Origin of the sequence: Nitrospira sp. (assembly GCA_029194675.1) — a bacterium.
Taxonomy (GTDB): domain Bacteria; phylum Nitrospirota; class Nitrospiria; order Nitrospirales; family Nitrospiraceae; genus Nitrospira_D.
The window spans coordinates 1,294,254-1,318,830 of the sequence record JARFXP010000001.1; the positions used below are offsets into that span (position 1 = coordinate 1,294,254).

The following is a 24,577-nucleotide window of genomic DNA, read 5'->3' on the forward strand; positions in this document are numbered from 1 at the left end:
TGGTTAGGCGCCATCATCTAAAGATGCGTGGAGCTCGTTTAACTTCAATGGATAGCTACATATAGCTATCATAAATTTTTGTCAACACCAAGTATTGTGGATCTTTGGGGAATGAGATGAAAAGCTGTGAATAGTCACAATGCCAATCTCATAGCCGATTCTGGTCGCTTATCAACGAGGTTATCCACAGAAATAACCGTTGGAATAGAGTCCCTCCAAATTACCCTGGCCCTTTTTCTTTTTAAAAGGCCATTCGTCCGATTTTCACCGTCGCTTCTTCGACACCCTGAAGGGGAATGAACCGACCGCCAAGACCGAGCACGATGACTTTCGTACCCACCACCTGTGTTTCATACTTGCTCGCAATTCCCCAATTCTGTCGCGCTGTATTCGGCCTCACGATTGATTCGAGAAGCTTCCTACTTTGCGACTGAAACACCTGCCGAATAAATTGTTGTTCTCGAGTCGGCGCACCCCGGTCCATTCGGTCTATCGCTTTGCTCAATTCCTGTTCAACGAAGCGTAAATAGTCATCCATGGTCGGATTCGATAAAACCAGACCGACCGCGACAGCCAGTACAACGACTATTCCGCTCAGCCGAAAGAGACTCATGACGTTCTCGAAGAAACTATGTCATGTTCGCGCGAATCGATTTGACAAACAACGGTCGGCCAATTAGCTTAGCTCGAACTAGTTCACGCGGTCCATAAAGTCCGGAGGAGACCATGTTCGTCTGGAGCAAAAAACTCGTCACGGTCCTGTTGAGCACATTTGTTCTGTTGTTGGGAATCTTCCTTCTCCAAGGCTCTTCCGACAGTCCGAGCGGCCTGAAGATTCACACGACCCAGTGGATCATCTTGAACTATGCCTGTCTACTGGTCTGGCTTTTTGTCTGGATGATCGACCAAGCGCGAGTGCGCGGCAAAAATGTCTGGTTATGGTTGTTACCGTTCATCCTCGCTCCATTGCCCACCCTTATGCTTTTCGTACTCTTCCTTCAACGGCGACTGGCCTCATAGCCGCTCGGAAACCGGAGAGCGTGTGGACTCTGTGAGAGAGGTACGCGCGACCGTCCGCTGTTCTGGTTCAAGAAAGCGCCGGATCCGCCATACTGCCCAAAGACCAGGCAAAGCCACCAGCACGGTCAAGACAAAAAATTGTGTCCATCCGACCAGGGTCACGACATCCGCCGACGGGCGGCCGGCAAAGACCCTTCCCAACGCCTCTAACGAAGACAATAGCGCGAACTGAGTCGCGGTATACCGGGGATCGCAAAGCGACATCACCACAGCTACAAATGCAGCGGTGCCCATTCCTCCCGTCACATTTTCAACCACAATCACCGCCGTGAGGGCAGTTGGGTTCTTGCCGGCTATGGCCAGTGCGACAAATCCGAGGTTCGAAACCGCCTGCAATACACCGAAGAGCAACAGAGACCGAACAAGCCTCCACCTCGTCATCAAGAGTCCGCCGAAAAAGGCCCCCAACAATGTTGCAAAAACCCCTACACCCTTCACGGCGCCTACATCCGTAGCGGAAAAGCCGAGTCCTCCGATCAGAAAGGCCGTCTGAAGCGTCGACGCAAAGGCGTCTCCCAGTTTATAGAGAATGATCACGGCCAAGAAGCCCAACGCGTGAGGCCGTCCAAAGAATTCCGCCAGTGGTGCGCTAACTGCTTCCCCCATACTTTTGGGAGCCTCAGCGACGAATCCAGGGTCCGGGCTGATCAGGACAGTAAGCACACCAGCCAGCATGACAGCTGCCATCGCCAGATACGTCATCTGCCATCCCACATGATCGGCAAGAACCAACGCGCCGGCTCCCGAGGCCAAAAGAGCGATCCGATACCCATTCACCCACACGGCGGCACCCAATCCACGCTCGTGAGGGCGGAGCGTTTCCGTTCGATAGGCATCAAAAACAATGTCTAACGAAGCGGCAAGAAACGCGACAAGCAAGGCATAGGCCGCCATCCATCCAGGATGAATCCGCGGATTGGTCGCGGCCATAAGCACCAAGCCGATCGCGACACAGAGTTGTGTCAGGACCATCCAGCCGCGCCGCCGCCCGAACCAGGGTGGGATCACACGATCCATCACGGGGGCCCAAAGGAACTTGAGCGTATAGGGAAGACCGACCAGCGTGAAAATGCCGATGGTCTTGAGGTCGACTCCTTCCACTGTAAGCCAGGCCTGTAAGGTCCCGGACGTGAGCGCAAGGGGGAGGCCGGACGCAAAACCCAACGGCAGCATCACGAGGATGCGCCGATTCATGAGAGCGGCTAGCTCAAAGGATGCTTGTTTCATGGGGACTCACTCATACGAACGTAGGCTGAATCGCGCAGACCCGCACACAATGCCAGAACAATCTTCAGCCGCAACGCAGAATACCATCGCAACCTGCTACTTCTCAGCAGAATCACAAACCAGGCGGGAGGAGCCTCACCGGCCGACGCAGAAACTAACAGGGCTGTCCATTGAACACACAGGGTTTGTATCGCGAGATATCGAAGTCGGTATTTTCCTGATAGATCTTTTCGTTGCCGTTGACCCCGTCCTGCTCCGGATCGTTCCACATGGTGTGGTTCCACCAATAGAACAGCGGTTGGGCCTCGGTCTGGTAGATGGGATTACCATACGTACTGCGGGAATGCTCCTGAACCAGCCGGGCCGTCACATAGTCGACTTTGCCGTTTCCGCTAAGGGAATACAGCATGATAAAGAGACGGGCCTCATGGTCATACAGTTCATCGACGCGAGTATTGAGATCGGGCTCGACAGGAAGCGAATCCGTGCTCCATCCCGTCACAGGATGGCTCCAGAGCAGCCCTGTAAAAACAAAAACAATGAGAGCACACAGACGCACGATCTTTACGCTCTCTCCGACGACTCGGATGTGATCCTATCAATTGGTCTTTCCGGCAAGTAGCCCCGTTCATCGCGACCGCTTGGCCGCAGGAAGCAACCTTGCCGGAACAGGCATGATCTCCCTATAATGCCACCCCTATGATGACGACCCGTGCATCTCTTCATACGCTCGGCTGCCGACTGAATCAAGCCGAAACCTCGGTCCTTGGGGAGGGGCTCAGGCGAAAGGGGTTTGAGCTCGTCGAGTTCGGCCAACCGACGGATCTCCTTGTGCTCAATACCTGTGCGGTTACGGAAGACGCCGAACGGACATCGCGATATCTGATCCGGAAGACCCTGAAACATTCTCCCCATGCCTTTATCGCAGTGACAGGGTGCTACGCCCAAACAGGAATGGAGCGCCTCAAACAGCAAACAGGGATCGATCTCATCGTGGGTCATCAATTCAAGCTCGATCTGCCGGCCTACCTTCCTCCCGCCAACGAGCTACAGAAACGATCTGCCGCAGAGATTCGTCATACGAAAAGGATTGCGCGCGGAGACTTCGATCTGCCGCACTTCGCGGAACCAGACTCCACCCGTGCATTGCTCAAAGTACAGGACGGCTGCAGCGCGATGTGCAGCTTCTGCATCATTCCGTTTGCACGGGGTCATGAGCGAAGCAGAACTTTTGAGGACATCCAGCGTGAAGTCGAGGCCTTAGCCGCTCGCGGATACCGGGAAATCGTGCTGACCGGAGTGAACATCGGTCAGTATTCGTACCAAGGACGGACCTTTTGTTCGCTGCTTCGTTGGCTCGATCAAGCGGCGGACTTCGAACGTATCCGCATCTCTTCAATTGAACCCACAACAGTCAGTGACGAATTACTTGATCTCCTCGCCTCGTCGAAGAAACTCTGTCCTTATCTTCACATCCCCTTGCAAAGCGGGGATGATCAGATTTTGCAGGCCATGAATCGACGCCACACGATCAAGAGCTATACCAAACTGATCGAAAAGGCTCTCGTAACCATCCCCGACCTCGGCCTTGGAACTGATCTCTTGGTCGGATTCCCCGGCGAGACTGAAACGGCGTTTCGAAATACGTTGGCCATGGCGACAGACCTTCCATTTTCTTATCTCCACGTATTTCCATACTCCCCTCGCCCAGGGACGGCTGCAATGCGCCTGAACCAGCGGATCTCGTCGGCATCGGTGAAGAAACGAGCCGATCTCCTCCTGGCTCTCGACCGAGCCAAGCGACTCGTCTTTCACAACAAACAAATCGGCAAAACGGTCTCGGTCCTTTTTGAAGCCGGGACTCGAGATTCCTATCGCTTCGGCACGACCCCGAACTTCACACGAGTGGGAATCACAGTTTCCGGAGATTTCCAGAATCAAATCCTGCCGGTCACGATCAGGGCTGCAACAGACCGCTGCACATTGGGCCAGGTCGTGCCTTCTAGACAGGCAAACTGTTCCATGGCAGTACAATGACCACTCCTCAAGTCCACATTGAAACCTTCGGCTGTCAAATGAACGAGTCTGACAGCGAACTCGTTCGCTCGATGCTGAAGCGGGAAGGATTCGTTTTCACAGAAGATCGTGAACAGGCCGACGTCATATTGGTCAATACCTGCGCCATCAGAGAGAACGCCCATAACAAGATCTACGCCCATCTTTCTGAATTGAGAGCATTGAAAAAACAGCGCCCGCTCGTCGTCGGCGTCCTCGGCTGTATGGCCCAGAATCTGAAAAGCGCTCTGGCAGAAAAAGAGCCGCTCATCGACGTCCTAGCCGGCCCGGATGCGTACCGTCAACTTCCTTCGTTGCTGACGACGGCGCTCGAATCCCAAGAACAGGGACTCTCCCAGAAAGGGTTTGCCCTCGATCTATCGGAGTATGAAACCTATGAAGGGATCATGCCGGACCGCGACGGGGGGGTAAACGCCTGGATTACCGTGATGCGAGGCTGCGATAACTTCTGCTCTTTCTGTGTCGTCCCCTATACTAGGGGACGTGAACGGTCGCGTGATCCGAGATCTATTCTGCTCGAAGCTCGTGACGCTTCCGCCCGAGGATTCAGGCAGATCACGTTGCTCGGCCAGAACGTCAATTCCTACCGCCATGAAGACTGGGACTTCGCCAGACTGATCACCGCAGTGGCGGATACAGCAGGGATCGATCGAGTACGGTTTACCTCTCCGCACCCAAAGGACTTTCCCGCCGCGCTCATCGAGGCCATTGCCACGCACCCCAAAGTCTGCAAGCACATTCATCTCCCCCTGCAGGCCGGGAGCGACCGAATTCTCGAACTGATGGGGCGAACCTATACAGGAACCGAATATCTTACCTTGGTCGATCGCATTCGAAACACGATTCCTAATGTCGTCCTGACGACCGATATTATCTGCGGTTTCTGTTCCGAGTCGGAAGAGGACTTCCGGACCACAGCGCTCATGGTAGAACAGGCCCAGTTCGACTCAGCCTATATCTTCAAATACTCGGAACGGAAGCATACAATCGCGGCTAGAAAGTATGCCGACGATGTCCCTGATCTGGTCAAAGGCATGCGCGTCGCTCAACTCGTAGAAGCTCAACGCAGCATCACCTTGGAGCACAACCGCCGATACATCGGCAAAGACATGGAAATCTTGGTCGAAGGTGATGCAACCCGCTCGCCGACTCAGGGGATGGGAAAAACAGACGGTAATATCACGGTGGTCTGGGATAAGAGCACTGGCCACTGTCAGCCCGGGTCCCTCATTACGAAACATGTCTTTGATGCCTCGGCTGCGACCCTCTATGGCGAATAACCCTGACAGATCCTGACGTCGTATGCTTTCTGAGACACCTGTATAAAACTTTCGGAACAATTCTGCACGCTCAACGGTTGAAATGAACATTCTCTGAACAGCTCCATGAGCCATCCTCGGACGATTCTTCGACTGTACTTTCCCTCTCTTCGCCCCCCATTTCGCCTCGTTTAGGACAGACTGGTTGACGATTGCCCGAATCTCCCCCTCCACTCGATTGAACACTTAGACACTAACCCTATGATTATCAAAGCACCATTCACGGTCTCATTTCTGGAGCTTGGTTTCTAGTCCTGAATTTCTAGCTTCGAGTTTCATCAAGAGCATCCTCCTCACCTTGAACGACAATACAGCCTATTACTTAAAAAAGTGAGAAGGCATGAACCTTGCTGCAAATGTCGGCGTCCATCTGTTCGGAAACCAGGGATTTCGCTTCTGGTTATGAAGTCCACCGAATCCGATTCAAAGCCCAACCCAAACCCGTCTGAGTCCGGCATCACACTCGAAATAATCATTTCAGCCGGGGTAGTGGGATGGTTGGCGATCGGCATGGTGCTCATGGGCCTGGGTATCTGGTAGTTCGATATCCAAACCACAAAAATCTTCTGATCTTTCGACAAATAGCAAACACGGCCCCTCGGCCACAAGACCACATGTGAGGAGATTCGATATGCATGCCTATTTCAATGTCAGCCGTAGCCACTATATCGGTGCGTTGATATCTCTCAGCCTAGTAGTGGCAGGATGCTCGATGTTTTCCGGAGAGGCAAAGCTACACAAGAGCGCCAAAGGCTCCATCTATTTCAAGGAAATCGCCGATTGGTCATTCGAAGCCAGCCATCCAGCCACCATCGACCAGATGACGATGCTGAAAATAGTCAAAGGCGTTGTAACCGACGACGTTCAGAAGATGTCAGGCAACATGCCCGCCAGTGGCAGCAAGCCGATGAGAGTGTTCAGCGATGAAGACGCCGAGTTTCTTGCTCCCCTGCTAGCCCAAGGTTTATCGCAAGCGAAACCGGAGCAGATTGTCGGTTTCAAGGTGTCTCCATCGGCAGGGTCAGGCACTGAACCCACAGCGGGCATCCTCTATATGCATAAAGGATCGATTTATCTGACAATCGCTCCTTCTCAAACCAGGAAGGCCTCGGGATTCACTCCTAGTTCTGCCGCTCGCCTTGAAAAAGCTCCTTCTTTCGTCGCCCTGGGAAGCGGAACGATGACGATGGTGATCGACTACCAAGCCCTCGCCAAGGGACCGATGCCGAGTTCAACTCCTGCAGTCGGAGCCTCAAAGTCTATGTCGTTTCCCTCGTCTCAGGCCGCTGCGGGCACACCAGCCGCTATGTCGGCCTCGAGCGCTTCACCTGTGAAACCAGCGCCGCCACAGGAAGAGCCTCTTCTAGACGTTCAAGAATTTCAGGGGCATAGTCGGAGCCAATCGGGAACATCTGAATTGGCCACGGAGGAACTGTTGAACAGAAAACTCGATGAGCTCCGGGAAGCGCGCGAGGCCAGCAAGCGCAAGGACTCTGAGATTGCAATGCTGAAGAAGGAAACAACGTGGATGAAAAAAGAGCTCCGCCAACGGACGGAAGAGGTGAAAGCCTTGAAGGCGAGCAAGACAATCGCCCATCCTGCTACAAAAAAGAAATCGGCGGAAGCGCATCCGAGCCGTTGATCGACTATCGATCAACCGACATCGTAGAGCTCAGGCTGGAGCAGGACAACCTCTTTGGACAGAGGCTGACGAAAGTTCATGCGACAGTAGCAGGCATAGGTCACATAGGTATCTTGCAGACAGTACTGTGCGAGCTCACGACCCCGTCTCCTCTCCCACATTTCGGCGACTTGTTCTCCACTGCCCGACTTCGTGTCGACCTGTAATGCGCGGGCCAATACATCCAGCTTGACCCAACCCCTCGTATCCCAATTACTCCAGATGGCCATCGTGTCATAGACCGGTTCGGTACGGAATTTTGCAAGGTTGATGTCGAGGCTGGGTTTCACTTGATTAATGATCGACCGCTTCTTGATAAAGGGAAGATCGAAGCCGAGCCCATTATGCGTGATGAATAAGGTAGGACGATCCTGGGCCAGTCTCGCCCAAAATTGGCGGAGCAGCTCATGTTCGTTCGCCCCGAACCAGGCGACGGCGCTGCGTGCTTCCATCTGATCGGAAAACTCCAGCAGGCCGATGCAGACAATGCGGCTGAAGGTCCCGTCGAACGCTGACTTGGCATACGACTCATCCTCCGCATGACGCTGCTCTTCAGCAGCTCCCGCTGCAAAGAGATCGAAACCTCCTTCTGCGGGATAAGACTCTTCGTTTGCCGGCGGCTTCCCCAATAGACGAGCCCATTCATCGCGTGTGGCCTGGACGGTTTCAATGTCGAGCACCACCTTCATCGTGAAACTCCGAACGCATCACGCCGCAATGCTTCGATAACCGCGTAGTCTGCCGGCGGAAACTTAAACTGCGTGAGATCTGCGGGGTGCACCCATCGGATTTCTTCACAGCCGATCGGCACCGGTTCCCCCTGTCCCATGGCGCATAGAAAAAAATGCAGCTCTATGATTCGATCCTGATAGTCGTGCCGAATGATCCGATACGGAATAGGAAGATCGACGCGAATGCTCAATTCCTCAAACAGCTCCCGTTGCAAACACTCCGTTAACGATTCGCCCGTTTCCCGTTTTCCGCCGGGGAACTCCCAGAAACCGGCTAAGTGGGCACCGGGCTTTCGACGGGCGATCAAATAGCGACCGTCACGGTGGATGAGACCTGCCGCCACTTCGATGACTTTCATAGTCGGCCGATCCTTTCCCGAGTCACCGGGCTGAACGGATATGTCTTGCAAAAAGACTTCATCGGACAAAGCAGACAATAAGGATCGCGCGCCGTGCAGACCATCGATCCAAAGTCCATGAGAGCCTGGTTAAAGTCATAACCTTTCCCCGGCGGGATCAAGGTTTCCGATAATTCCCATAGCATCGTCTTCTGTGCTTTGGGATCACCCGCAGCGACAAACACCCTGTGTAAGACACGGATCACGTTCGTGTCCAGAATGGGCGCATCTTCATTGAAGGCGAAGGAACGAATTGCCCCGGCAGTATACCGCCCGATCCCTTTGAATGAGAGCAACTCGTCGGCGTCATTAGGTAATTTCCCTCCATACCGTCCCACCGTTTCGCAAGCGATTCCATGCAGTCGTTCCGGGCGAATGTTGTACCCAAGGGGATACCAAGCCTCCTTGACATCGGCGACCGGAGCTTCCGCCAGGTCCTCGAAGCTCGGATAACGTTCCAGGAATTCGTGGTACTTGGGAATGACGCGATCGACTTGCGTCTGCTGGAGCATCACTTCTGAAACAAGGATACGATAAGGATCTGACGTTTTGCGCCAGGGTAAATCTCGGCCATATTCCCCATACCACTTTAACAGTCGTTGTTGAAATCGGCGCTTAGCAGAAAGATCCGGTAGAATCGACTTGCCGGGTTTTTTCTTGTTGGTAGGTCGTCGCGCAGGCATGCACCGAGTCCTATGATCACCGTCTCGCAACCGCGACATTGTAGAAGTCCTCTTCCTTCAAAATCAAATGCACCTTCACCCTCTTGAGTGAAGTAACGTATGCTCAATCGTCGACGGCCTATCTGGCCAAGGAGCAATCCTCGTGGTAGTCTCTAGGTAGCTCAAGAGGGAACCATGAATGTGGTGGACTTGAGAGGTCGGTTGTCGCGAACCTTGGTTTTGACTGGAAGTTTGACCTGCCTCCTCTCCCCGTTTCCATCCCTAGCGGAAACCCTCCAAGTACCATGGGAATGTTCAAACTACACAGGCGACGCACAGACCCGTTGTGTGAACGCTTTCATGGAGGCGCAACAGAAGAAGATCGCGGAACTCGAAACGAAACTCCAAGCCCAAGAAGGGACAGTCAGTCAACTCAAAAGCCAACTCGATCGGCAAGCGACCTCGACGGCGGATTTGCAGCGTCAGCTTGCAGAGCGGCCCACGACGAGCATTGTCACAATCCCATATTCCTATCCATACTCCTATGGCTATCCCCTCGGACTCGGACTAGGGTTCGGCCTCCGCTTCGGTAGCGCTGGGATTTATGCTTCACCCTTTTACAGTCCCTTTTGGAGCCACCGACATTACGGGTATTGGGGCTATCGCTGGTAACGTTCCAGATGAAGAAGCCGGCAACAATCCGTTAGTTCTGAACTCAGCCATTCCTGCTCGGATCAGTCTTTTCGTTGACAAGTAGCCTCCCCCCACATAGCCTGCTACCTGGTACCCATTAGCTACAACTGCGGTCGGCTCGGCAGACAGAGAGCCCAAGTCTCACAACACGAGGATGTACGATGGTTGTTCGGAAATTCCCCCGGTTTCCCGTCGCAATCTCAAGCACGTTGGTTCAGAGAGACAAACTTCGGTACAACGCTTCGGTAAAAGACCTATCTCTGAAGGGCTGTCGGGTAGAGAGCACGATCCGCCCCTTCACCGGCATGCAGGTGGAACTGTTTCTTCAACTGGAAAGCGAATCGACACCCATCCACATCAACAAGGCGACTGTCCGATGGGCCGGCTCACAGGGCATCGGCATCGAGTTTTTCGCGATGGAACCGACAGAACATGAACGACTCAAACGGGTGGTCGACCAAGCCTCCGTTACAGCAGGGCAGGCGTTAATAGTTCCCCAAGACGAGCTACCGAAGGCGTGAACCAGCCCGAATCCTCAGAACAGGCTTAAGGCAAGACGTGAGCCTTTAACCAAAGACTATTCCCCAAGTTTCACGAATCGAATCATCGTCTTCAAGCTCACGACAACCTCCGGTGTCACCTCGCTCGCAACGGCGAGGTAGTTCCGGAGCTTGGAGGGCAACTTGCGCATTGATTGCTCGCTCCACGTGCGTTCCTGAGCGGCGAGATATTCAAAATCCTTCACGACTCTAGCTGCAAGCTTGGGGACGACGCCCGTGAAGTCTTGAAGGATATGGATCGGAACAGGTTCAGGCGCTTGAGTGAGTGGAGGTTTCACTGAAATCAGGTAGGGGCCTCGGTCATAGCTTTTCTCGAATTTATTCAACAGTACCCTCGCTCTATCAAAATCGTAGACAGCTAACACCTTCTTCGCGAAGTCTGGATCGTCTTCCTTCCCCTTTGGCAGTTCTGTCACAGGGATATGCGTCGCATTCAGCTGGCTCGGACGGACGTACCGACCGAGCTTGTCGAGCTGGCGGATGACCCGTAAGGAGGCCTCCAGCGTCTGGAGATAGCGCGCCGTTTCCTTATCACCTTGCGGCTCCGCACTCAAAAGAACATAGCTGTAAAGACCATAGTTGGGTTTTTCCTCTTGATTGGGCAACAGATAGCGCCGGGCCATAATCAGTCCACCGCGGGTCCCCTCTGTTTGGTCCTCTCCACCTGTTGGCTCCTTTTTACCAATGAACACCTCCACCATACAGCTTGAGTAGCCTGCCGTCATCGCCTTGACCGTTGCCGTCACCTTTGTATGCGACTCGCCGGCCTTGATACCGACCTTGCTCAGATTCCATTCAATCTCGGGACCACTGCCTTGAACAGTTCCATCGCTAACGTGCCATTGAAATGAGACCGCTCGTGCGGTCGGATTGCCGTCCTGAGCCCCAACCACCACTTGCAGCCTGGTGGTCTCCCCCTCACTGATCGTAGGACGATCCGTGAGACAGATGAGATCCATTGCATCGTTCTGAGCGTCAGTCTCGGCTAACGCTGTTGAAGAAACCAGAAGGATGACGAGAAGCGACAGACCTCCAAGAACTCTGCAGCACAAACACCACCTCATGCCACTCTCCTTCGTCGATTACTGATGAGACGCCAGAGACGTTTGCCGCCGAGCGCAAGGCCGTAGAAAAGAACGAGCACGACAGGAATTTCATTCTCGGTAAATCCACCTGAACCATACGCAACCATGGCCAGGACCACCGTGAGCACAAACGCAATCCCGACCGCCGAGTAGTCCAACTTGTACCAAGGGGACTGTCCCTTGTCCGACTCAGCTTCCGGCATATCCGACTTTGCAGTGAGCCCACCGACTGATTCAATGCCCTTGATCAGCACCTCCAGATCCGCCTTGCGACGGGCCTTGGTATCGCCAACCTTGTAGGCTTGCTGATCGGATAGGACGCGAATGTCTTCCGGAAGTTGTTCAGCTTTTGGCATCGCGGCATCATCGACCAAGACAGGAATAACCGTCACGCCTTGATGGTTCAGCGCCAGCGCGATTTCTTGGCGATGGACATCGTCGGGCAAACTGATCCGCGGCCGTTGCTGCTCATCGACGATCGTCAGCCATTGCCGCCCGATCACCACGAGGACGACCGAGCATTGGTTCAGCGCCCGCTCAAGCTGGTCGCGCCAATTCCCCGGGCCAAGCGCATCCTTGTCGAGAAAGACTTGATCGTCACCGAACGATTTGGCGAGGTCATCGCGTAAACCGATCGCCCAAGCCTTCGCATCCGCTTGGCGATAACTGATGAAGATGCCAGCCATGTAGCGCCTCGCCTATCTCTGGTGCAGAGTCTTAGAAATTTTTTTCCTAATCCGTTCGCCCTGAGCCGGTCGAAGGACGTGTTTTTGTAAGCAGTTCCGTTCATGGTTCGACAAGCTCACCACGAACGTCTTTATGGCACAGAACACTACCGACTTTTCGCCAGCGGGGTCCAATTCCCAATGGGAACAAACGCGGCCCAATAGTACGGATGTGATCGATCTTTGCTCTTCATCATGGTGAGCTGCGCATTGCGCAACGCTTCAGAGCGGCCTTCACCTTTCAGCAGTCGCTGGTAGTAGTCCACCATGAGATCCTTGGTCGCCTCATCCGCCACTTTCCACAAGGATGTGACTTGGGTCTCTGCCCCGGCCAATACGAGTGCGCGCCGCAGCCCATAGACTCCTTCACCGTTCTGCACATCCCCCACCCCGGTCTCGCAGGCGGAAAGCACCACGAGCTGGGTACCTCGGAGATCCATCTGCGCCACTTCAGCTGCAGTGAGGATACCGTCATCCGTCTCACCCGATCGTCGTTGATTGGCCCCGGCGAGTGCTAATCCAGACCGCAACAACGGATTCTCACCGATTGGACCCACAACTTTCTCATCAGAGACAGTGCCTAATCTGAGCGTTGCAGCAGGAAGCTCGTTGTCTCTTAAGAAAAAGCCGTGCGTGGCGATGTGGAGGAGGCGCGGTCCGTGCAGCTGTTTCAGTCGCGCCTCCGTCGCCTGGGCCTGCGTAAGGAGGTTTCCATCCTTTATCTTCAGCAGGGGTTGGAGAGCAACCGCTTCCTTTGCCGTGCCGGATAGCGGCTTGAACTGCATACCTCGACGATCCAGATCGAGTGAGCGCGTCGGTTGGACGGATGGCTCGGCTTGGGCCACCAGATTGGTGGTTGGGCCATAGTCCGGATCGGCCACGACCACAGCGTCGCTCTTTCCAGCGAATAAGGCATCGACCCGCAGCAGGTCGCGGCCACTGGTGAGGTAGCTAATGTTCAACTTTTTGGCTAGATAGGCCCCCCTCTCATCCACGAGCGCCCCAAAGGGAATCAGGTTCAGTGCGCCATCGGGCGAGATCAGCAATCGTTCAGTGTTGCGCAGAACCGGCAGCAACGGCTTCAGGAGTTTGTCTGAGAGTTCCTTCGCTACGTCTTTCGCATAGGTGTTTGTTGAATCACTCAGCCCTGCTAGGAAATCATGGACGAGCTGTTCGATCATGTCCGCATCACCCACGTCCATCACCACCGGTTCAGCCTCATGATGTAACACATAGGCCACATAGCGAGGCTTGCCCCAATTCTTGGCCTCGGGATCAACCGGGTGATAGCGATACCACTCGACCAATGCTGCACCCTTTGGAATCGCAGCTTGGACGGCTGCAAGAGTAATGGGGGCTATCTCTTGCCGAAACTCCACACTGCGAGCGGAGAGGTCTCCTTCGAGTTGTTCCTGTCGTGCAACGAATCCCTGAAGTTGCTGGCGATAGACCTCCGGCTTGAGGTTGCCGATGCCCTGGTAGGTCAGCGTTGACCGTTGCTGAGCCACCGCGGTGAGTTCTTCCAGAATCGCCCGGTCTTCCGGTTTCAGACTCTCTCTTAACCGCGCGCGGCTCTCCGACATGGCGTCCAACACGCGCCCTTTAGTCGTCAACACGCTCTGAAATCCTAACTCTCGAGCTTGATGATCCGGCTTGATTAGAGAGAATGAAATATTTTCAGAGGTTATGCTCCACAACTGCGCGAGATAGGTATGTTTACGCGATTCTGATCCAGTCAGAAGGAATGTTGATAGATTCTTTTCCTCAATAGTCTGAGCTCGGCGTTTTAGCGATCGTGCTCTGGGCAGATCGTCTGTTTTCCAGTAGAGCCGCGCCAGATTGTTGAGCGCCGTGGCGATTAGTGGATGCTCGGGCCCCCGCGTCTTCTCCTGGATTGCCAGCGCCCGCCGAAAAAGCGGTTCGGCCTTCACATCGGCCCCCATGGTCTGATGCAGCGTCGCCAGATTGTTGAGGGCCGCAGCTGTGTCCGGATGGTCGGGCCCCAGCGCCTTCTCTTGAATCGCCTGCGCCCGCTGATACATGGGCTCCGCCTTGTCGTAAGCCCCCATGACTCGATACAGCTCCGCCAGATTGTTGAGCGAGGTGGCCGTGGCCGGATGCTCCGGCCCCAACACCTTTTCTATGATTGCCAGCGCCCGCTGATACATGGGCTCCGCCTTGCCGTAGGCCCCCGTGGCTTGATAGAGCCCCGCCAGATTGCCGAGCGTCCTAGCTGTGTCCGGATGGTCGGGCCCCAGCGTCTTCTCCCGGATCGCCAGAGCCCGCTGGTACAAGGGCTCGGCCTGCCCATAGGCTCCCGTGGCTTGATAGAGCCCCGCCAGATTGTCAAGCGTCACAGCCGTGTCCGGATGTTCCGCCCCGAGCACCTTCTCCCGGATCGCCAGCGCCCGCTGATAGAGCGGCTCCGCCTTCGTATAGGTCCCCGTGTTGTAATACAGCAACGCCAGATTATTGAGTGACTGAGCGTAATTCGGATGATCTGGCCGCAACGCCTTTTCTTGGATCGCTAACGCCTGTTGATACAGCTGCTCAGCCTGCGAAAAATTCCCTCTGATGTCATTGAGCACAGCCAGGTCATTGAGTGATAGGGCCGTATCGGGATGGCTCAGCCCTATCGTTTTTTCACGTATTGCAAATACTCGTTGATAGAGCTGCTCCGCCGTGGTGTAGACCCCCATATCTTGGTACAAGTTACCCTGAAAACTCAGTGTCATAACCACGTTTGGATGCTCCGCCCCCAATGCCTTTTCCTGGATCGCCAAGGCCCGCTGTACCAAGGGCTCCGCCTTCGCATAGGCCCCTGTGCGGCGATACAGTCCCGCCAGATCGTTAAGCGTCTCGGCCGTATCGGGATGCTCCGCCCCCAATGCCTTTTCCCGGATCGCCAGCACCCGCTGATACAGTGGCTCGGCCTTCACATAGGCCACCGTGACCAGATAGAGCCTCGCCAGACGGGTGAGCACCACAGCCGTCTCCGGATGTTCCGGCCCATTCTTTCTCTCCACAATCGCCAGCGCCCGCTGGTACAAGGGCTCGGCCTGCCCATAGGCCCCCGTGAGTAGATAAAACCCCGCCAGATTGGAGAGCGAGGTGGCCGTATCCGGATGTTCCGACCCGAGCACCTTCTCTCGGATTTCCAGCGCCCGCCGAAAGAGCGGCTCCGCCTTCGCATTGGCCCCTGTGGTGAGATACAGCTCCGCCAGATTGTTGAGGGCCGTAGCTGTGGCTGGATGCTCGGGCCCCAGCGCCTTCTCCCGAATCATCAGGGCTCGCTGGAGGAGGGGCTCTGCCTGCGCATAAGCCTGCATTCCGATATGGAGGGCGGCCAGATCGATAATGGACGAAGCTGTGGTGCTCGTCTCTAGACCAAGCGTTTCTTCAAATATCCTAAGTGAACGCTCGGCCAACGGGATAGCTTCTTTATATCGGCCTACTTTTGAGAGATCGTGCACTTGGATCTCGAGCTCATATGCCTCCTGCAGCGAACCTCCTTCTCCAAGCAGCGGTAGACATCCAGGAAGGGTATGCACCAACAAACCCAAGCTTAAAAAAACTGCGGTTCCCTTAGTCATTCTACTTTTCGCACTTTCCACGGCTATTGGGGATTTTGCGCCAGCGGTCGCCAATCGCCGATGGGAACAAACGCAGCCCAAGAGTAGGGATGCGAGCGATCCTTGCTCTTCATCATCGTCAGTTGGGCGTTCCGCAAGGCCTCTGAACGGCCTTCACCTTTCAACAGTCGGTGGTAGTAGTCGACCATCAGGTCCTTCGTCGCGTCATCTGCCACTTTCCATAAGGAAGTCACTTGGGATTCTGCCCCGGCCAGTACGAGGGCACGGCGCAGCCCATAGACGCCTTCGCCGTTCTGCACATCGCCCACAGCGGTCTCGCAAGCCGAGAGCACCACGAGCTGCGTCCCGCGTAGATCCATCTGCGCCAGCTCCGCCGCGGTGAGCCTCACATCGGCTCACCCGCGCTCGACGGACACCTTTGTATACCGAAACAGTACCCTAAGCAATCACTTTGCCAGCATGGGAACAGTCCCACGGTGGGCGATTTTCGGATGGATAGGCCGAGACCGTCACCGCCTGATCGCTACGTACCCGTATCTAAATAGATACTGGAGTGTATCGAAATGTATCGGCGGTTGCGCACTATCGCGTCTGTGCGACACCTATGATGCGAGCACGGCGGGGTATGCCCAGGTTTAACACGCACCACACCCGCCTTTAGGAAGAGTGGAACGATCGCAGCGTGACTGATCGACTAGGGATGACAGCTCTGAGGAAGGCGTTGAAGCACGGCGGCATAGAGTGCTGTGGCGACATCCAGCGATTCGCGCGCTTCTTTGATGGACGGGACCTGGCTGTCGCCGGGATAGCGGAATTCCCACGCGAAGACGGTCAAGGGAATAGCGGGCTGAGGCGCGTCTGCTAATTCCGTATCAAGCTCAAGACAGGCACGTCCCAACTCATCGAGATCATGAGTTTTCTTGAAAGGAGTGTCGTGTGCAGTGAGGAATCCCTTGAGAGATTTTCCGCCGCTTGTTGACAATGAAACAAGACGTCTTCAATGTCGACATCCAAGTCGATGCGAGCTCCTCGCAGGTCGTCGGCGGCTTTGCTCAGCCAACCACGAACTACCACTGCCTTCTCAGCCTGCATAGAGGAGCGTTCCTTCTCGCTCCACCGTAGTTGGGAGGGAGCACACGACCGTACGTTGTCGTTCGAATTCCTCGTGAGTCAGGACTAACACGGCTTTGGCGACCCCTATGCCTCGGAGCGTTTCGAATGCGGCTTGGTCCCGGCGATATCGCGGCAATGACGACGTGGGGACGACGACGAGCAGATTGTAGTCACTCTCTGGTCCCGCCTCTCCACGAGCCTGGGAACCGAAGAGATAAATGCGCTCCGGTGCAAGAGCCTCAATGAGGCGATGCACCATCGTGTCTAGTGGAGGGGGTAGGGGTAGGTCGTGCTGCGGCATCCGCTCACTCCAATGGCAGCAATTATACCTGGCGTGAACGCATATTGTCTAAGATACGGGAGAAACACATAGCTGGTCCGGAATCATTTTCTGAACGGCGTGGAGACCGATGATCATGATGATCATCTTGCCGTGACTGAACAATCGTTATTAGAACACCGGTTTGTCCGGTAGGCTGTCGAGATGGAGCCGAAACTCTCCGCTTTTCGCATCGGCCACGTAGCGCCTGAGGGCTTCGCTGACCACGGGGAAGGCCATTGTCTCCCATGGAATGTCTGAGAGAGGAAACAATCGGACATCCAAGCTTTCCGGTCCCGCCCGAAACACCGGCCTGTTCATTCGGCCACGAAACACCAGGTAGACCTGTCCGATATTGGGTAGACTCAGCACGGCATAGAGCCCGGTAATGGTGACATCTGCATGCGCCTCTTCCACGGTTTCGCGCACCGCCGCTTGTTCCGTACTTTCGCCGAGCTCCATGAATCCAGCCGGAAACGTCCAGAGCCCTAGACGAGGCTCAATGGCGCGACGGCATAAGAGAATTTGATCTTCCCATTCCGGAATACAGCCTGCGACGATTTTGGGGTTGTGATAATGAATGCGCTCGCACCGGTCGCACACGTGCCTGGGCAGAGTGTCTCCGAGGGGAATTTTATGCGTGACCGATGCGCCACAGTGGCTGCAGTAGTTCATGAGAACATGCATCGAGTCCGGACACGAACGACTCACGAACCAAGCACTGAGCATGGATAGCACAAATGCGCGTTGCTTTGCACGCCGGCCTCAAGCCTCGGTCTCGAGCAATGACTGCGCAAGTGAGCGGGCTTCCAGAGAGTAAGTGATGACCGCGAGTCGATTAGAAACCTTTCAAGATCCCCGGCATACAGCGATACGAGCCCCCGGTCCTTCCGATAGTTATTGCTCGTCCTAAATTCCCTCCCTTGACTTCCACGACGGGAAACCTATCAAGTTGTTATAATGTCTTGAACATTGAGCAAGGATGGACTCCTATGGAAAATAATAGTCTGTTGTCGACATTGCCGATACTCCCCGTCAAACGGACGGTGTTGTTTCCAGGGGTGATGATGCCACTGACGGTCGGGCGAGAGCGGTCCGTCGCTGCGGTCAACGCCGCCATGAAGACCGAAGAGAAGATCATTGTCGTGGTCGCGCAGCGGGATCCTCAAACTGAAGAACCCGAGCTGGCCGATTTGTATTCCATCGGCACGAAGGCGACCGTCAAACAAATCGGTCAGTCGTCCGAAGGATCGATCCATGCGCTGGTTCAAGGGCTGGATCGCGTCGTGCTGCTGAAAGAAGAACAGTCCACCCCCTACTCCATCGTGCGTGTCCGTTCTTTGGGGCGTCCTACGGACGACGGACCGGAAGTCCAAGCGCTTCACCGAACCATCCAGGAACTCGTAGCCGACTTACCGAGACTGATCCAAGCTCCCGGCATCCAGGAAGTCGGCGCGGTGCTGAGCAACGAGGATGATTCCGTGGCGCTTGCCTATCGCATCGCTTCGCTCGTCAATCTTGACGTGGTGGAAGAACAGCGCTTGCTCGAAAGTTCTTCGACATTGGACCTTCTTCGCAGCCTCTACACCGCGCTGTCGAAGGAAATCCAAATACTGCAGTTGCGTGAAAAGATCGCCAAGGATGCGCAGACCAAAATCGGCAAGAATCAAAGAGAGTACATCCTGCGCGAACAACTGAAAGCGATCCAGGACGAGCTTGGCGAAGGCGAGGGCGAGGAGAACGAGGCCGCTCGGTTGAAAAAGCAGATCGCTGAAGCCGACTTACCCGAGCCTATTCGCAAGGAAGTCGAACGCGAAGCCGCTCGGTTGAGCAAGGTACCGCCGACGTCGCCCGACCATCAGGTCCTTCGGACCTACCTTGAGCTGGTTCTCGAACTCCCGTGGAAGAAGGCATCCGAAGAACATTTGAATCTTTCAACGGTCCGGCAGGTGTTGGAAGAAGACCACTATGGGATCAAGGAAGTGAAAGAACGCATCGTCGAACACCTGGCGGTCTTGAAGCTCAACCCGAAGGCGAAAGCCCCCATTCTCTGCCTCGTCGGTCCTCCCGGCGTCGGTAAAACAAGCTTGGGGCAATCGATTGCGAGGGCGATGGGCCGGAAGTTCGAACGATTCAGCCTCGGCGGCGTCCATGATGAAGCAGAACTGCGCGGCCATCGCCGCACGTACGTCGGTTCTCTGCCAGGCCGCATCATTCAGGCCATCCGTCGGGCCGGAGTCAACAATCCGGTCCTGATGCTTGACGAAGTAGACAAGTTGGGGCGTGATTTCCGTGGCGATCCCGCTTCGGCGCTGTTGGAAATCCTGGATCCGGCACAGAATCACACATTCCGTGACCATTACCTGGATCTTCCGTTTGATCTGTCGAAGGTGTTCTTTATCACCACCGCCAACACCCTCGATACGATCAGCCAACCCTTGTTGGATCGGATGGAAGTGATTCGCCTGCAGGGTTACAGCGAGCGTGAGAAGGCCGAAATTGCCCGACGCTATCTGTGGCCGAGACGGCTCAAAGAAGCCGGCATCGAGGGTAGCCAAGCAGTGCTCACGGACGAGGTGCTGAATCTCGTTATCTCGCGCTACACCCGTGAGGCCGGCGTGCGCCAGCTCGAACAGATGCTGGGACGGTTGACCAGAAAAGTAGCCTTGACGTTCGCCGACCTTCCGGAAGATCAGGAGCGACAGCCCGTCGCCATTCGGACAGACCTTCTCGGCGAGTGGTTAGGCTCCGAACGGTTCATGCCGGAAGAGGCACGAAAGAATCTGCCGCCCGGCGTCGCAACCGGCCTGGCCTGGACCCCGACCGGAGGCGATGTGCTCTATATCGAAACAACCTTGCTGCCAGGCAGCCATGAGTTGACTCTGACGGGCCAGTTGGGCGACGTCATGCAGGAATCCGCGCGTGCAGCCAGGAGCTATCTTTGGTCGCATGCTGAAAGCATGGGTTTGGACATTTCCCGATTTAAACGGAACGGGATCCATATTCACGTCCCTTCCGGAGCCATTCCGAAAGACGGTCCATCGGCCGGTATCACAATGGCGACTGCACTGGCGTCCGCCTACGAGGGCAAAGCCGTGCGGAGCGACACGGCCATGACAGGGGAAATCAGCTTGAGCGGACTCGTCTTGCCGGTGGGCGGCATCAAAGAAAAAGTGCTGGCGGCCCATCGTGCTGGAATCAAACGGATCATTCTGCCGAAGGCCAATGAGAAAGATCTCAAGGATGTCCCGCAAGAAGTTCGTGACCACCTCACTTTCATCCTGACCGAACGGATTGAAGAGGTGCTGCCCGCGGCCTTTAATTCGGACTCGAAGTACGGGCCGGCCGGAAGCGGGAGTGAGCCTGTGGCGTTTCTCGGTGCCGCAGGGAATGCTCAAGACTCATAAAAAGCGCGGACTATCTGCGTCGTGTTGAACAGCAGGGCGTGCCGGCGCGTATAGACTGCGTGGCCGTAGTAATGGTCGCGGGGGTTCGTCGAGCCGGTGCTGTCCTTGTAATCGACGAGGAGACAGTGTCCTTCGCTGGGAAAACGCACGGCTCGCCTGGCACATTCCAACCACCGTTCGAACCCATCGTACGGCTCGACCATTTCCCAAATCCTCTTAATCGCCGCCTTGGCAGGCTCAGTCGGAGGAACGGCATCGCTAGCCGCGACCGCCAATTCTTGTACATAGTCTCCGCCCCAGGCAATCGGCATCTCCATGGTAATTTGAGGCAGCTCCATCTTCGCCAGCCAGCTCTTCCCATCCGTCCGCAAGTTTCGGTGATTCACGACGTGCAGCAGCTTCCCGATACCGGAAGGATCCCACCCATAGCGCACCGGCGTGCCGAACGTGACCATGTCGAGCGCGACTCCGTTAAGGGGTGATGCCGTCGCGAGCAAGGACTCAACGAGTTTGATGGTGCCGGTGAGTTTGGCCTGATTTGTCTGGTCGGCATAGGCGGTGAGAATCTCGATGAACCTTGGTCGACCGGTGATAGGGCTTGAACAGAGCAGATTCGATACAAGCGCCAGAATCAGGCCGGCTTGTCCATGAGCCTGTATCAGAACTCGGTGCCCCTTTTCCAAGTTCTGATGTTTACAGAGCTTGTGTAGTTCGGCGAGCAGAGACAGGGCGGCGACGGCCCGCCCAAGATGGTGGTGCTCCGATGACCAGAGCAGCCTGATGCATGAGATCGGCTGTGTCAGATTCCTATTGATAGCCTTCTTGATCGATTCGACAGCGGCATTGGTAAAATTACCCGCGTCCCCGATCTGTTCGTCCAGAAGTGTCTTCGTCGCATCATCGTCCGTGAGAGGCGGCTTGAGCCCACCAGGCAGCAACGGAATCCCATTGTCGCCTTCGCGCATGGCTGCGAGCAGCGCATCAACACCGGACACGCCCCTCGAATAGCCCCGCTTGAGTCCGCCTGCTTCATCCAACCGCTGCATGCCGAATACATCTGTCCCATTAATCGATCCATGCAAAAAGACAATAGCTGCGACCCCAGCCTCAGACAAGTTTACCCCGCACTTGGCCATGGTCTCGGCCCAAATCGGCGAATCAGGAGGGACGACATCTGTCAGGTCGGCGACCGTCAACCGCTCGCCGGGGTTCTTCCGCGACAGCTCGTCGTGCTGAAAATTGTTTTCGATCGGCATGGGAAGACGTTCTTACCTGAAAGAGCGGCCGGAGCGCAATGCGCTAGATGCGGAGAATCGCTCGATACAGTCAGCGATCGCGCATTTGAAAATTGCAAGGAGATGGCGATCGTGGGCTCGACGTCTTTACGCTTGCTTGCCTGATGAAATCCCGTAGGGCTGGGCGATGGCATTGACTGTGGCCAGAACCTCTTGGGGGCTGTGGCCCATCGCCTCAAGCAGACCGGCATAGTAGTTGATGGCCGCCGGAAGATGCGGATAATGAAGGTCGGGGGTTTGGCCGACCTTCAGTAATATTGTCACGACTCGCCGCATCAACGGCTTCGCCTCCGCGAGCCGATTCGTGGCCTGGAGCAGCTGCGCCAGGTTGTTGAGTCGGATGGCCACGTAGGGATGCTCCGTTCCAGAGCTCCGCTCAGCGATGGTCAAGGCTCGGCGCATCAGGGGCTCCGCCTCGTGGTGCAGGGCCGCAACGGCTAGAAAATGCGCCAACTGGTTTGCGACAAATGAGAGCCGTTCTGGCCCCAGATCGGTATGCCCAGCCCAGTGATCAAAGGAGCCCAGGTACGGCGCTCCCATCGTCCGTTCTTCCTTCAATCCCACCCAGTAGGCCATCAGCTCCCTCTTGTCGGGATGATGGATGGCGAGAAAGCGGTCGAGATCGAGCAGGCAGGCGCGAAGGCGAGATCGTGAATTGGTCTGCCACAAAAGCCAGGGCAGCTCGTCGGAATTTCTCTCAGAGACCGCCTGGGCTTCGAAGTAATCGGCAAGCTGAATCCGGAATGTGTCCTACCGGTCTTGATCCCGCACGAAGGCCGCCTCGACGGCGCTTCGGAGGTATTCATGGGCGAAGTTGAGAATCCCGCCACGGTCCACCAGCAGGTCTTCCATGGCGTGACGCAACGGCGCCCAGATGGCCTGGGGCAACTTCGGCTGATCAGCTGGTTTCAGGAGTTCGAGCAGCTCTGATTCAGATAGTCCTCGTCTGGCCGCCCAAATCAAGCCCAGCGCCTCGCCGACCAATCCAGGCCGGTCGCGCCCATAGTCCTGCTGTTAGCAGGCCAACACGAGCGTGAGCAAGGCCGGAATATCGGGCGCGGCGAGATATTCGCGCAGTCGTTCATCGAGCCGCTCATGGGTACCGGCGACGCGGAGTTCATCCAGGAGGATCTTGAGATAGAGCGGATTGGCTGTGGCGGGTGCGGCGGCATCCGCGTCGGCCAAACGTTCGATGCGCGGATGATCCAGCTGCTTGCTGAAGCGTTTCAGATAGGCCGTGATCATGCGGTGGCGTTCTTCTTTAGTCAGCGGTTCGACTTTGGGCATGGCCCACCCTCGCGATCCCGCCGCGTGGAGCGTTTCTCCCGGCAAGGTCGAGGTCATCAATCGGAGCGGACCGGTGAAGGCATGCGCCGGGAGCCAACCGAGGAGCCGCGCTCGATCCTGGTCCGCCAGTTGATTAAGCGCGTCCAAGACGAGGATGCAGCGGACGTGCTCGCGCTCGGCCTTACTCCGACCCTTGGCGAGCCAAACCGGGAAGGTCTTGAGCAGGTCGACGTGCGAATGGGAGACTTCTTCTGGATCATCGGTCCAGCGTTTGATCTCTTCGATGAGGCGGCGCATGAGCCGCCAATGGTCGGCACTGTCGGGCGTGCTGCCGATGTAATGCTGGATGATGAGATCCTGAGGATGCTGCTCTCGCCAGCGCCCCACCCAGTTGGCCAGTAGCGCGGACTTGCCTCCGCCGGAGTCGCCCAATAGGACAAGCGGCCCGCTGTCGCCCCTCGCATGGCGGTCGAGCGTCTCGAAATAGTCCGGTCGTCCAATGTAGGTGCGGCGACGGATTTCGGCAAAGGCCTCGTGTTCCCGCGCCTCGCGGGTGAGGGCATCGGGGGTGGCTTCCTTTGGGTAGTCGGCTTCGATGACGGCCTGGAGATCCTCCACCATCAATTCCCCTAACCGCCGAGGATCGGGATAGTTCTCCCGTAGCGGGATCTGGTGCGCGGCGCAGGCCTTCCGGATGGCGGCCTTGAGGTTGGCTTGCTGAGCGGCTGCTTCGGCGCTTTCGGGCAGACAGTCCGAACCTCGCTCCCGGGCATACGCCGGTTCGCGAAAATAGAAAAAGGCGCGCCCGGCCATGTCAGGATTGTTCAGCACGCCGTGGAGAATTTCGAGTTCGGTGATGCTCTTGTCCGTGAAGTCGGCGCGCCAGGGCTGCTCTTCTCTAAGATCGGCCGTGATTGCCTCCGGGCCCGGCACCCAGCCGTAGCGTTCGCCGACCAGGCCGATGAAATAGGGCCGGCAGGCCTGGATTTCGTTCAGGCAGAGCGTAAGGGTCTCATGTCTCATACTCTGCGCTTCGGGAATGCCCCAGCGGAGGTCCACCTCGACGAACTCCACCTGGCGCTCCCGACAGAACTGTCGGAGCGCGGGCCAGGTGTGCGGCATCAATTGCTCCCGCTCTTCCACCATGTCCCGAAATGTAGAAGAAATGAAGATGCGGATGGAGCGGTTGCGGGAAGGACCGACCGGCTGAGCCACGTGGCACCACTCGTTTTTACAATCTGACAGTCAAAGGCCAGAACCGCATGAGCCGAGACCGGCACCGCGATGGGCAATATACTCCTTGATCTACCCATCGTCATCCCAATT

24 protein-coding genes are annotated in these 24,577 nt (G+C 56.0%); 7 read left to right on the top strand and 17 right to left on the bottom strand.

From position 1 onward, the window contains the following. Positions 1–241: 241 nt before the first annotated feature. The gene (locus tag P0120_06190) at positions 242–613 is read right to left on the bottom strand and encodes a DUF4359 domain-containing protein (protein ID MDF0673917.1); all 372 of its coding nucleotides are present in this window, start codon (positions 611–613) and stop codon (positions 242–244) included. Between the two features lie 113 nt (positions 614–726). Here P0120_06190 and P0120_06195 point away from each other — a divergent pair, with 113 nt between their 5' ends. Beyond that, a complete protein-coding gene (locus P0120_06195; protein ID MDF0673918.1) occupies positions 727–1,020 on the top strand; it encodes a hypothetical protein in 294 nt (97 codons plus the stop codon). Here the strand turns inward: P0120_06195 and P0120_06200 are convergent. Together P0120_06200 and P0120_06205 are read right to left on the bottom strand one after the other, a co-directional pair. Next, on the bottom strand, positions 1,015–2,307 hold the full coding sequence (locus P0120_06200) for an MFS transporter (protein ID MDF0673919.1): 1,293 nt from the start codon (positions 2,305–2,307) through the stop codon (positions 1,015–1,017). The two genes, P0120_06195 and P0120_06200, sit on opposite strands and share 6 nt — an antisense overlap. Positions 2,308–2,461: 154 nt before the next feature. Then, a complete protein-coding gene (locus P0120_06205; protein ID MDF0673920.1) occupies positions 2,462–2,809 on the bottom strand; it encodes a hypothetical protein in 348 nt (115 codons plus the stop codon). A 197-nt stretch (positions 2,810–3,006) separates the two neighbouring features. Here P0120_06205 and mtaB point away from each other — a divergent pair, with 197 nt between their 5' ends. The 3 genes from mtaB (at position 3,007) to P0120_06220 (ending at position 7,344) form a co-directional block, all read left to right on the top strand. Continuing rightward, positions 3,007–4,344: a tRNA (N(6)-L-threonylcarbamoyladenosine(37)-C(2))-methylthiotransferase MtaB gene (mtaB, locus tag P0120_06210; GenBank protein ID MDF0673921.1), complete on the top strand. Its 1,338-nt coding sequence runs from the start codon at positions 3,007–3,009 to the stop codon at positions 4,342–4,344. Continuing rightward, positions 4,341–5,663 carry a tRNA (N6-isopentenyl adenosine(37)-C2)-methylthiotransferase MiaB gene (gene miaB, locus P0120_06215; GenBank protein ID MDF0673922.1) on the top strand — a complete coding sequence of 441 codons (1,323 nt, stop codon included), beginning with the start codon at positions 4,341–4,343 and terminating at the stop codon, positions 5,661–5,663. The genes mtaB and miaB overlap by 4 nt, the downstream gene beginning before the upstream one ends. A gap of 670 nt (positions 5,664–6,333) precedes the next feature. Then, the gene (locus P0120_06220) at positions 6,334–7,344 is read left to right on the top strand and encodes a hypothetical protein (GenBank protein ID MDF0673923.1); all 1,011 of its coding nucleotides are present in this window, start codon (positions 6,334–6,336) and stop codon (positions 7,342–7,344) included. 11 nt (positions 7,345–7,355) lie between these two features. Here the strand turns inward: P0120_06220 and P0120_06225 are convergent, their stop codons facing one another. From P0120_06225 to P0120_06235, 3 genes are read right to left on the bottom strand one after another with little or no spacing between them, the layout of a single operon-like run. Next, the gene (locus P0120_06225; protein ID MDF0673924.1) at positions 7,356–8,072 is read right to left on the bottom strand and encodes a ribonuclease H-like domain-containing protein; all 717 of its coding nucleotides are present in this window, start codon (positions 8,070–8,072) and stop codon (positions 7,356–7,358) included. Beyond that, entirely contained in the window at positions 8,069–8,473 is a 405-nt protein-coding gene (gene mutT, locus P0120_06230) for an 8-oxo-dGTP diphosphatase MutT (protein ID MDF0673925.1), read from the bottom strand. Before mutT ends, P0120_06225 begins: the two co-directional genes overlap by 4 nt. Beyond that, positions 8,470–9,195 carry an A/G-specific adenine glycosylase gene (locus P0120_06235; GenBank protein MDF0673926.1) on the bottom strand — a complete coding sequence of 242 codons (726 nt, stop codon included), beginning with the start codon at positions 9,193–9,195 and terminating at the stop codon, positions 8,470–8,472. Before P0120_06235 ends, mutT begins: the two co-directional genes overlap by 4 nt. Before the next feature lie 174 nt (positions 9,196–9,369). Between P0120_06235 and P0120_06240 the strand changes: the two genes are divergently transcribed. Continuing rightward, positions 9,370–9,846 (top strand): hypothetical protein, encoded by a 477-nt coding sequence (locus P0120_06240; GenBank protein ID MDF0673927.1) that lies wholly within the window; start codon positions 9,370–9,372, stop codon positions 9,844–9,846. A gap of 182 nt (positions 9,847–10,028) precedes the next feature. Continuing rightward, the gene (locus P0120_06245) at positions 10,029–10,388 is read left to right on the top strand and encodes a PilZ domain-containing protein (GenBank protein MDF0673928.1); all 360 of its coding nucleotides are present in this window, start codon (positions 10,029–10,031) and stop codon (positions 10,386–10,388) included. 56 nt (positions 10,389–10,444) lie between these two features. On the opposite strand, the gene P0120_06250 is transcribed toward P0120_06245, so the two are convergent. From P0120_06250 to P0120_06280, 7 genes are all read right to left on the bottom strand, one after another. Beyond that, positions 10,445–11,491, bottom strand: a complete 1,047-nt coding sequence (locus tag P0120_06250) for a hypothetical protein (protein MDF0673929.1) — start codon at positions 11,489–11,491, stop codon at positions 10,445–10,447. After that, positions 11,488–12,198 carry a toll/interleukin-1 receptor domain-containing protein gene (locus tag P0120_06255; GenBank protein MDF0673930.1) on the bottom strand — a complete coding sequence of 237 codons (711 nt, stop codon included), beginning with the start codon at positions 12,196–12,198 and terminating at the stop codon, positions 11,488–11,490. The genes P0120_06250 and P0120_06255 overlap by 4 nt, the downstream gene beginning before the upstream one ends. A 146-nt stretch (positions 12,199–12,344) precedes the next feature. Then, positions 12,345–15,830, bottom strand: a complete 3,486-nt coding sequence (locus P0120_06260) for a tetratricopeptide repeat protein (GenBank protein MDF0673931.1) — start codon at positions 15,828–15,830, stop codon at positions 12,345–12,347. A gap of 23 nt (positions 15,831–15,853) precedes the next feature. Then, the gene (locus P0120_06265; GenBank protein ID MDF0673932.1) at positions 15,854–16,219 is read right to left on the bottom strand and encodes a CHAT domain-containing protein; all 366 of its coding nucleotides are present in this window, start codon (positions 16,217–16,219) and stop codon (positions 15,854–15,856) included. Positions 16,220–16,524: 305 nt separating this feature from the next. Then, positions 16,525–16,812: a HEPN domain-containing protein gene (locus tag P0120_06270; protein ID MDF0673933.1), complete on the bottom strand. Its 288-nt coding sequence runs from the start codon at positions 16,810–16,812 to the stop codon at positions 16,525–16,527. A gap of 99 nt (positions 16,813–16,911) precedes the next feature. Beyond that, positions 16,912–17,244 carry a nucleotidyltransferase domain-containing protein gene (locus P0120_06275; GenBank protein ID MDF0673934.1) on the bottom strand — a complete coding sequence of 111 codons (333 nt, stop codon included), beginning with the start codon at positions 17,242–17,244 and terminating at the stop codon, positions 16,912–16,914. Between the two features lie 150 nt (positions 17,245–17,394). Beyond that, positions 17,395–17,937 carry an NUDIX hydrolase gene (locus tag P0120_06280; GenBank protein ID MDF0673935.1) on the bottom strand — a complete coding sequence of 181 codons (543 nt, stop codon included), beginning with the start codon at positions 17,935–17,937 and terminating at the stop codon, positions 17,395–17,397. Between the two features lie 317 nt (positions 17,938–18,254). Between P0120_06280 and lon the strand changes: the two genes are divergently transcribed. Beyond that, complete coding sequence (gene lon / locus P0120_06285; GenBank protein MDF0673936.1) at positions 18,255–20,669, top strand: endopeptidase La; 2,415 nt, start codon at positions 18,255–18,257, stop codon at positions 20,667–20,669. Here lon and P0120_06290 read toward each other — a convergent pair. From P0120_06290 to P0120_06305, 4 genes are all read right to left on the bottom strand, one after another. Next, a complete protein-coding gene (locus P0120_06290) occupies positions 20,657–21,925 on the bottom strand; it encodes a hypothetical protein (protein ID MDF0673937.1) in 1,269 nt (422 codons plus the stop codon). The genes lon and P0120_06290 overlap by 13 nt on opposite strands. Before the next feature lie 126 nt (positions 21,926–22,051). Next, positions 22,052–22,540 carry a tetratricopeptide repeat protein gene (locus P0120_06295; GenBank protein ID MDF0673938.1) on the bottom strand — a complete coding sequence of 163 codons (489 nt, stop codon included), beginning with the start codon at positions 22,538–22,540 and terminating at the stop codon, positions 22,052–22,054. A gap of 174 nt (positions 22,541–22,714) precedes the next feature. Beyond that, positions 22,715–22,927, bottom strand: coding sequence for a hypothetical protein (locus tag P0120_06300; GenBank protein ID MDF0673939.1), 213 nt, complete (start codon positions 22,925–22,927; stop codon positions 22,715–22,717). A 51-nt stretch (positions 22,928–22,978) separates the two neighbouring features. Next, positions 22,979–24,466: a DUF4062 domain-containing protein gene (locus P0120_06305; protein ID MDF0673940.1), complete on the bottom strand. Its 1,488-nt coding sequence runs from the start codon at positions 24,464–24,466 to the stop codon at positions 22,979–22,981. Between the last annotated feature and the right edge of the window lie 111 nt (positions 24,467–24,577).

Excerpts from the sequence above, each read along its gene's own strand:
- P0120_06245 (MDF0673928.1), top strand. The coding sequence starts at position 10,029 with ATGGTTGTTCGGAAATTCCCCCGGTTTCCCGTCGCAATCTCAAGCACG.
- miaB (MDF0673922.1), top strand. The coding sequence starts at position 4,341 with ATGACCACTCCTCAAGTCCACATTGAAACCTTCGGCTGTCAAATGAAC.
- P0120_06260 (MDF0673931.1), bottom strand. The coding sequence starts at position 15,830 with ATGACTAAGGGAACCGCAGTTTTTTTAAGCTTGGGTTTGTTGGTGCAT.
- P0120_06190 (MDF0673917.1), bottom strand. The coding sequence starts at position 613 with ATGAGTCTCTTTCGGCTGAGCGGAATAGTCGTTGTACTGGCTGTCGCG.
- P0120_06255 (MDF0673930.1), bottom strand. The coding sequence starts at position 12,198 with ATGGCTGGCATCTTCATCAGTTATCGCCAAGCGGATGCGAAGGCTTGG.
- mtaB (MDF0673921.1), top strand. The coding sequence starts at position 3,007 with ATGATGACGACCCGTGCATCTCTTCATACGCTCGGCTGCCGACTGAAT.
- P0120_06290 (MDF0673937.1), bottom strand. The coding sequence starts at position 21,925 with ATGCCGATCGAAAACAATTTTCAGCACGACGAGCTGTCGCGGAAGAAC.
- P0120_06225 (MDF0673924.1), bottom strand. The coding sequence starts at position 8,072 with ATGAAGGTGGTGCTCGACATTGAAACCGTCCAGGCCACACGCGATGAA.
- P0120_06235 (MDF0673926.1), bottom strand. The coding sequence starts at position 9,195 with ATGCCTGCGCGACGACCTACCAACAAGAAAAAACCCGGCAAGTCGATT.
- P0120_06220 (MDF0673923.1), top strand. The coding sequence starts at position 6,334 with ATGCATGCCTATTTCAATGTCAGCCGTAGCCACTATATCGGTGCGTTG.
- P0120_06275 (MDF0673934.1), bottom strand. The coding sequence starts at position 17,244 with ATGCCGCAGCACGACCTACCCCTACCCCCTCCACTAGACACGATGGTG.
- P0120_06250 (MDF0673929.1), bottom strand. The coding sequence starts at position 11,491 with ATGAGGTGGTGTTTGTGCTGCAGAGTTCTTGGAGGTCTGTCGCTTCTC.
- P0120_06240 (MDF0673927.1), top strand. The coding sequence starts at position 9,370 with ATGAATGTGGTGGACTTGAGAGGTCGGTTGTCGCGAACCTTGGTTTTG.
- mutT (MDF0673925.1), bottom strand. The coding sequence starts at position 8,473 with ATGAAAGTCATCGAAGTGGCGGCAGGTCTCATCCACCGTGACGGTCGC.
- P0120_06195 (MDF0673918.1), top strand. The coding sequence starts at position 727 with ATGTTCGTCTGGAGCAAAAAACTCGTCACGGTCCTGTTGAGCACATTT.
- P0120_06295 (MDF0673938.1), bottom strand. The coding sequence starts at position 22,540 with ATGGCCTACTGGGTGGGATTGAAGGAAGAACGGACGATGGGAGCGCCG.
- lon (MDF0673936.1), top strand. The coding sequence starts at position 18,255 with ATGGAAAATAATAGTCTGTTGTCGACATTGCCGATACTCCCCGTCAAA.
- P0120_06200 (MDF0673919.1), bottom strand. The coding sequence starts at position 2,307 with ATGAAACAAGCATCCTTTGAGCTAGCCGCTCTCATGAATCGGCGCATC.
- P0120_06280 (MDF0673935.1), bottom strand. The coding sequence starts at position 17,937 with ATGAACTACTGCAGCCACTGTGGCGCATCGGTCACGCATAAAATTCCC.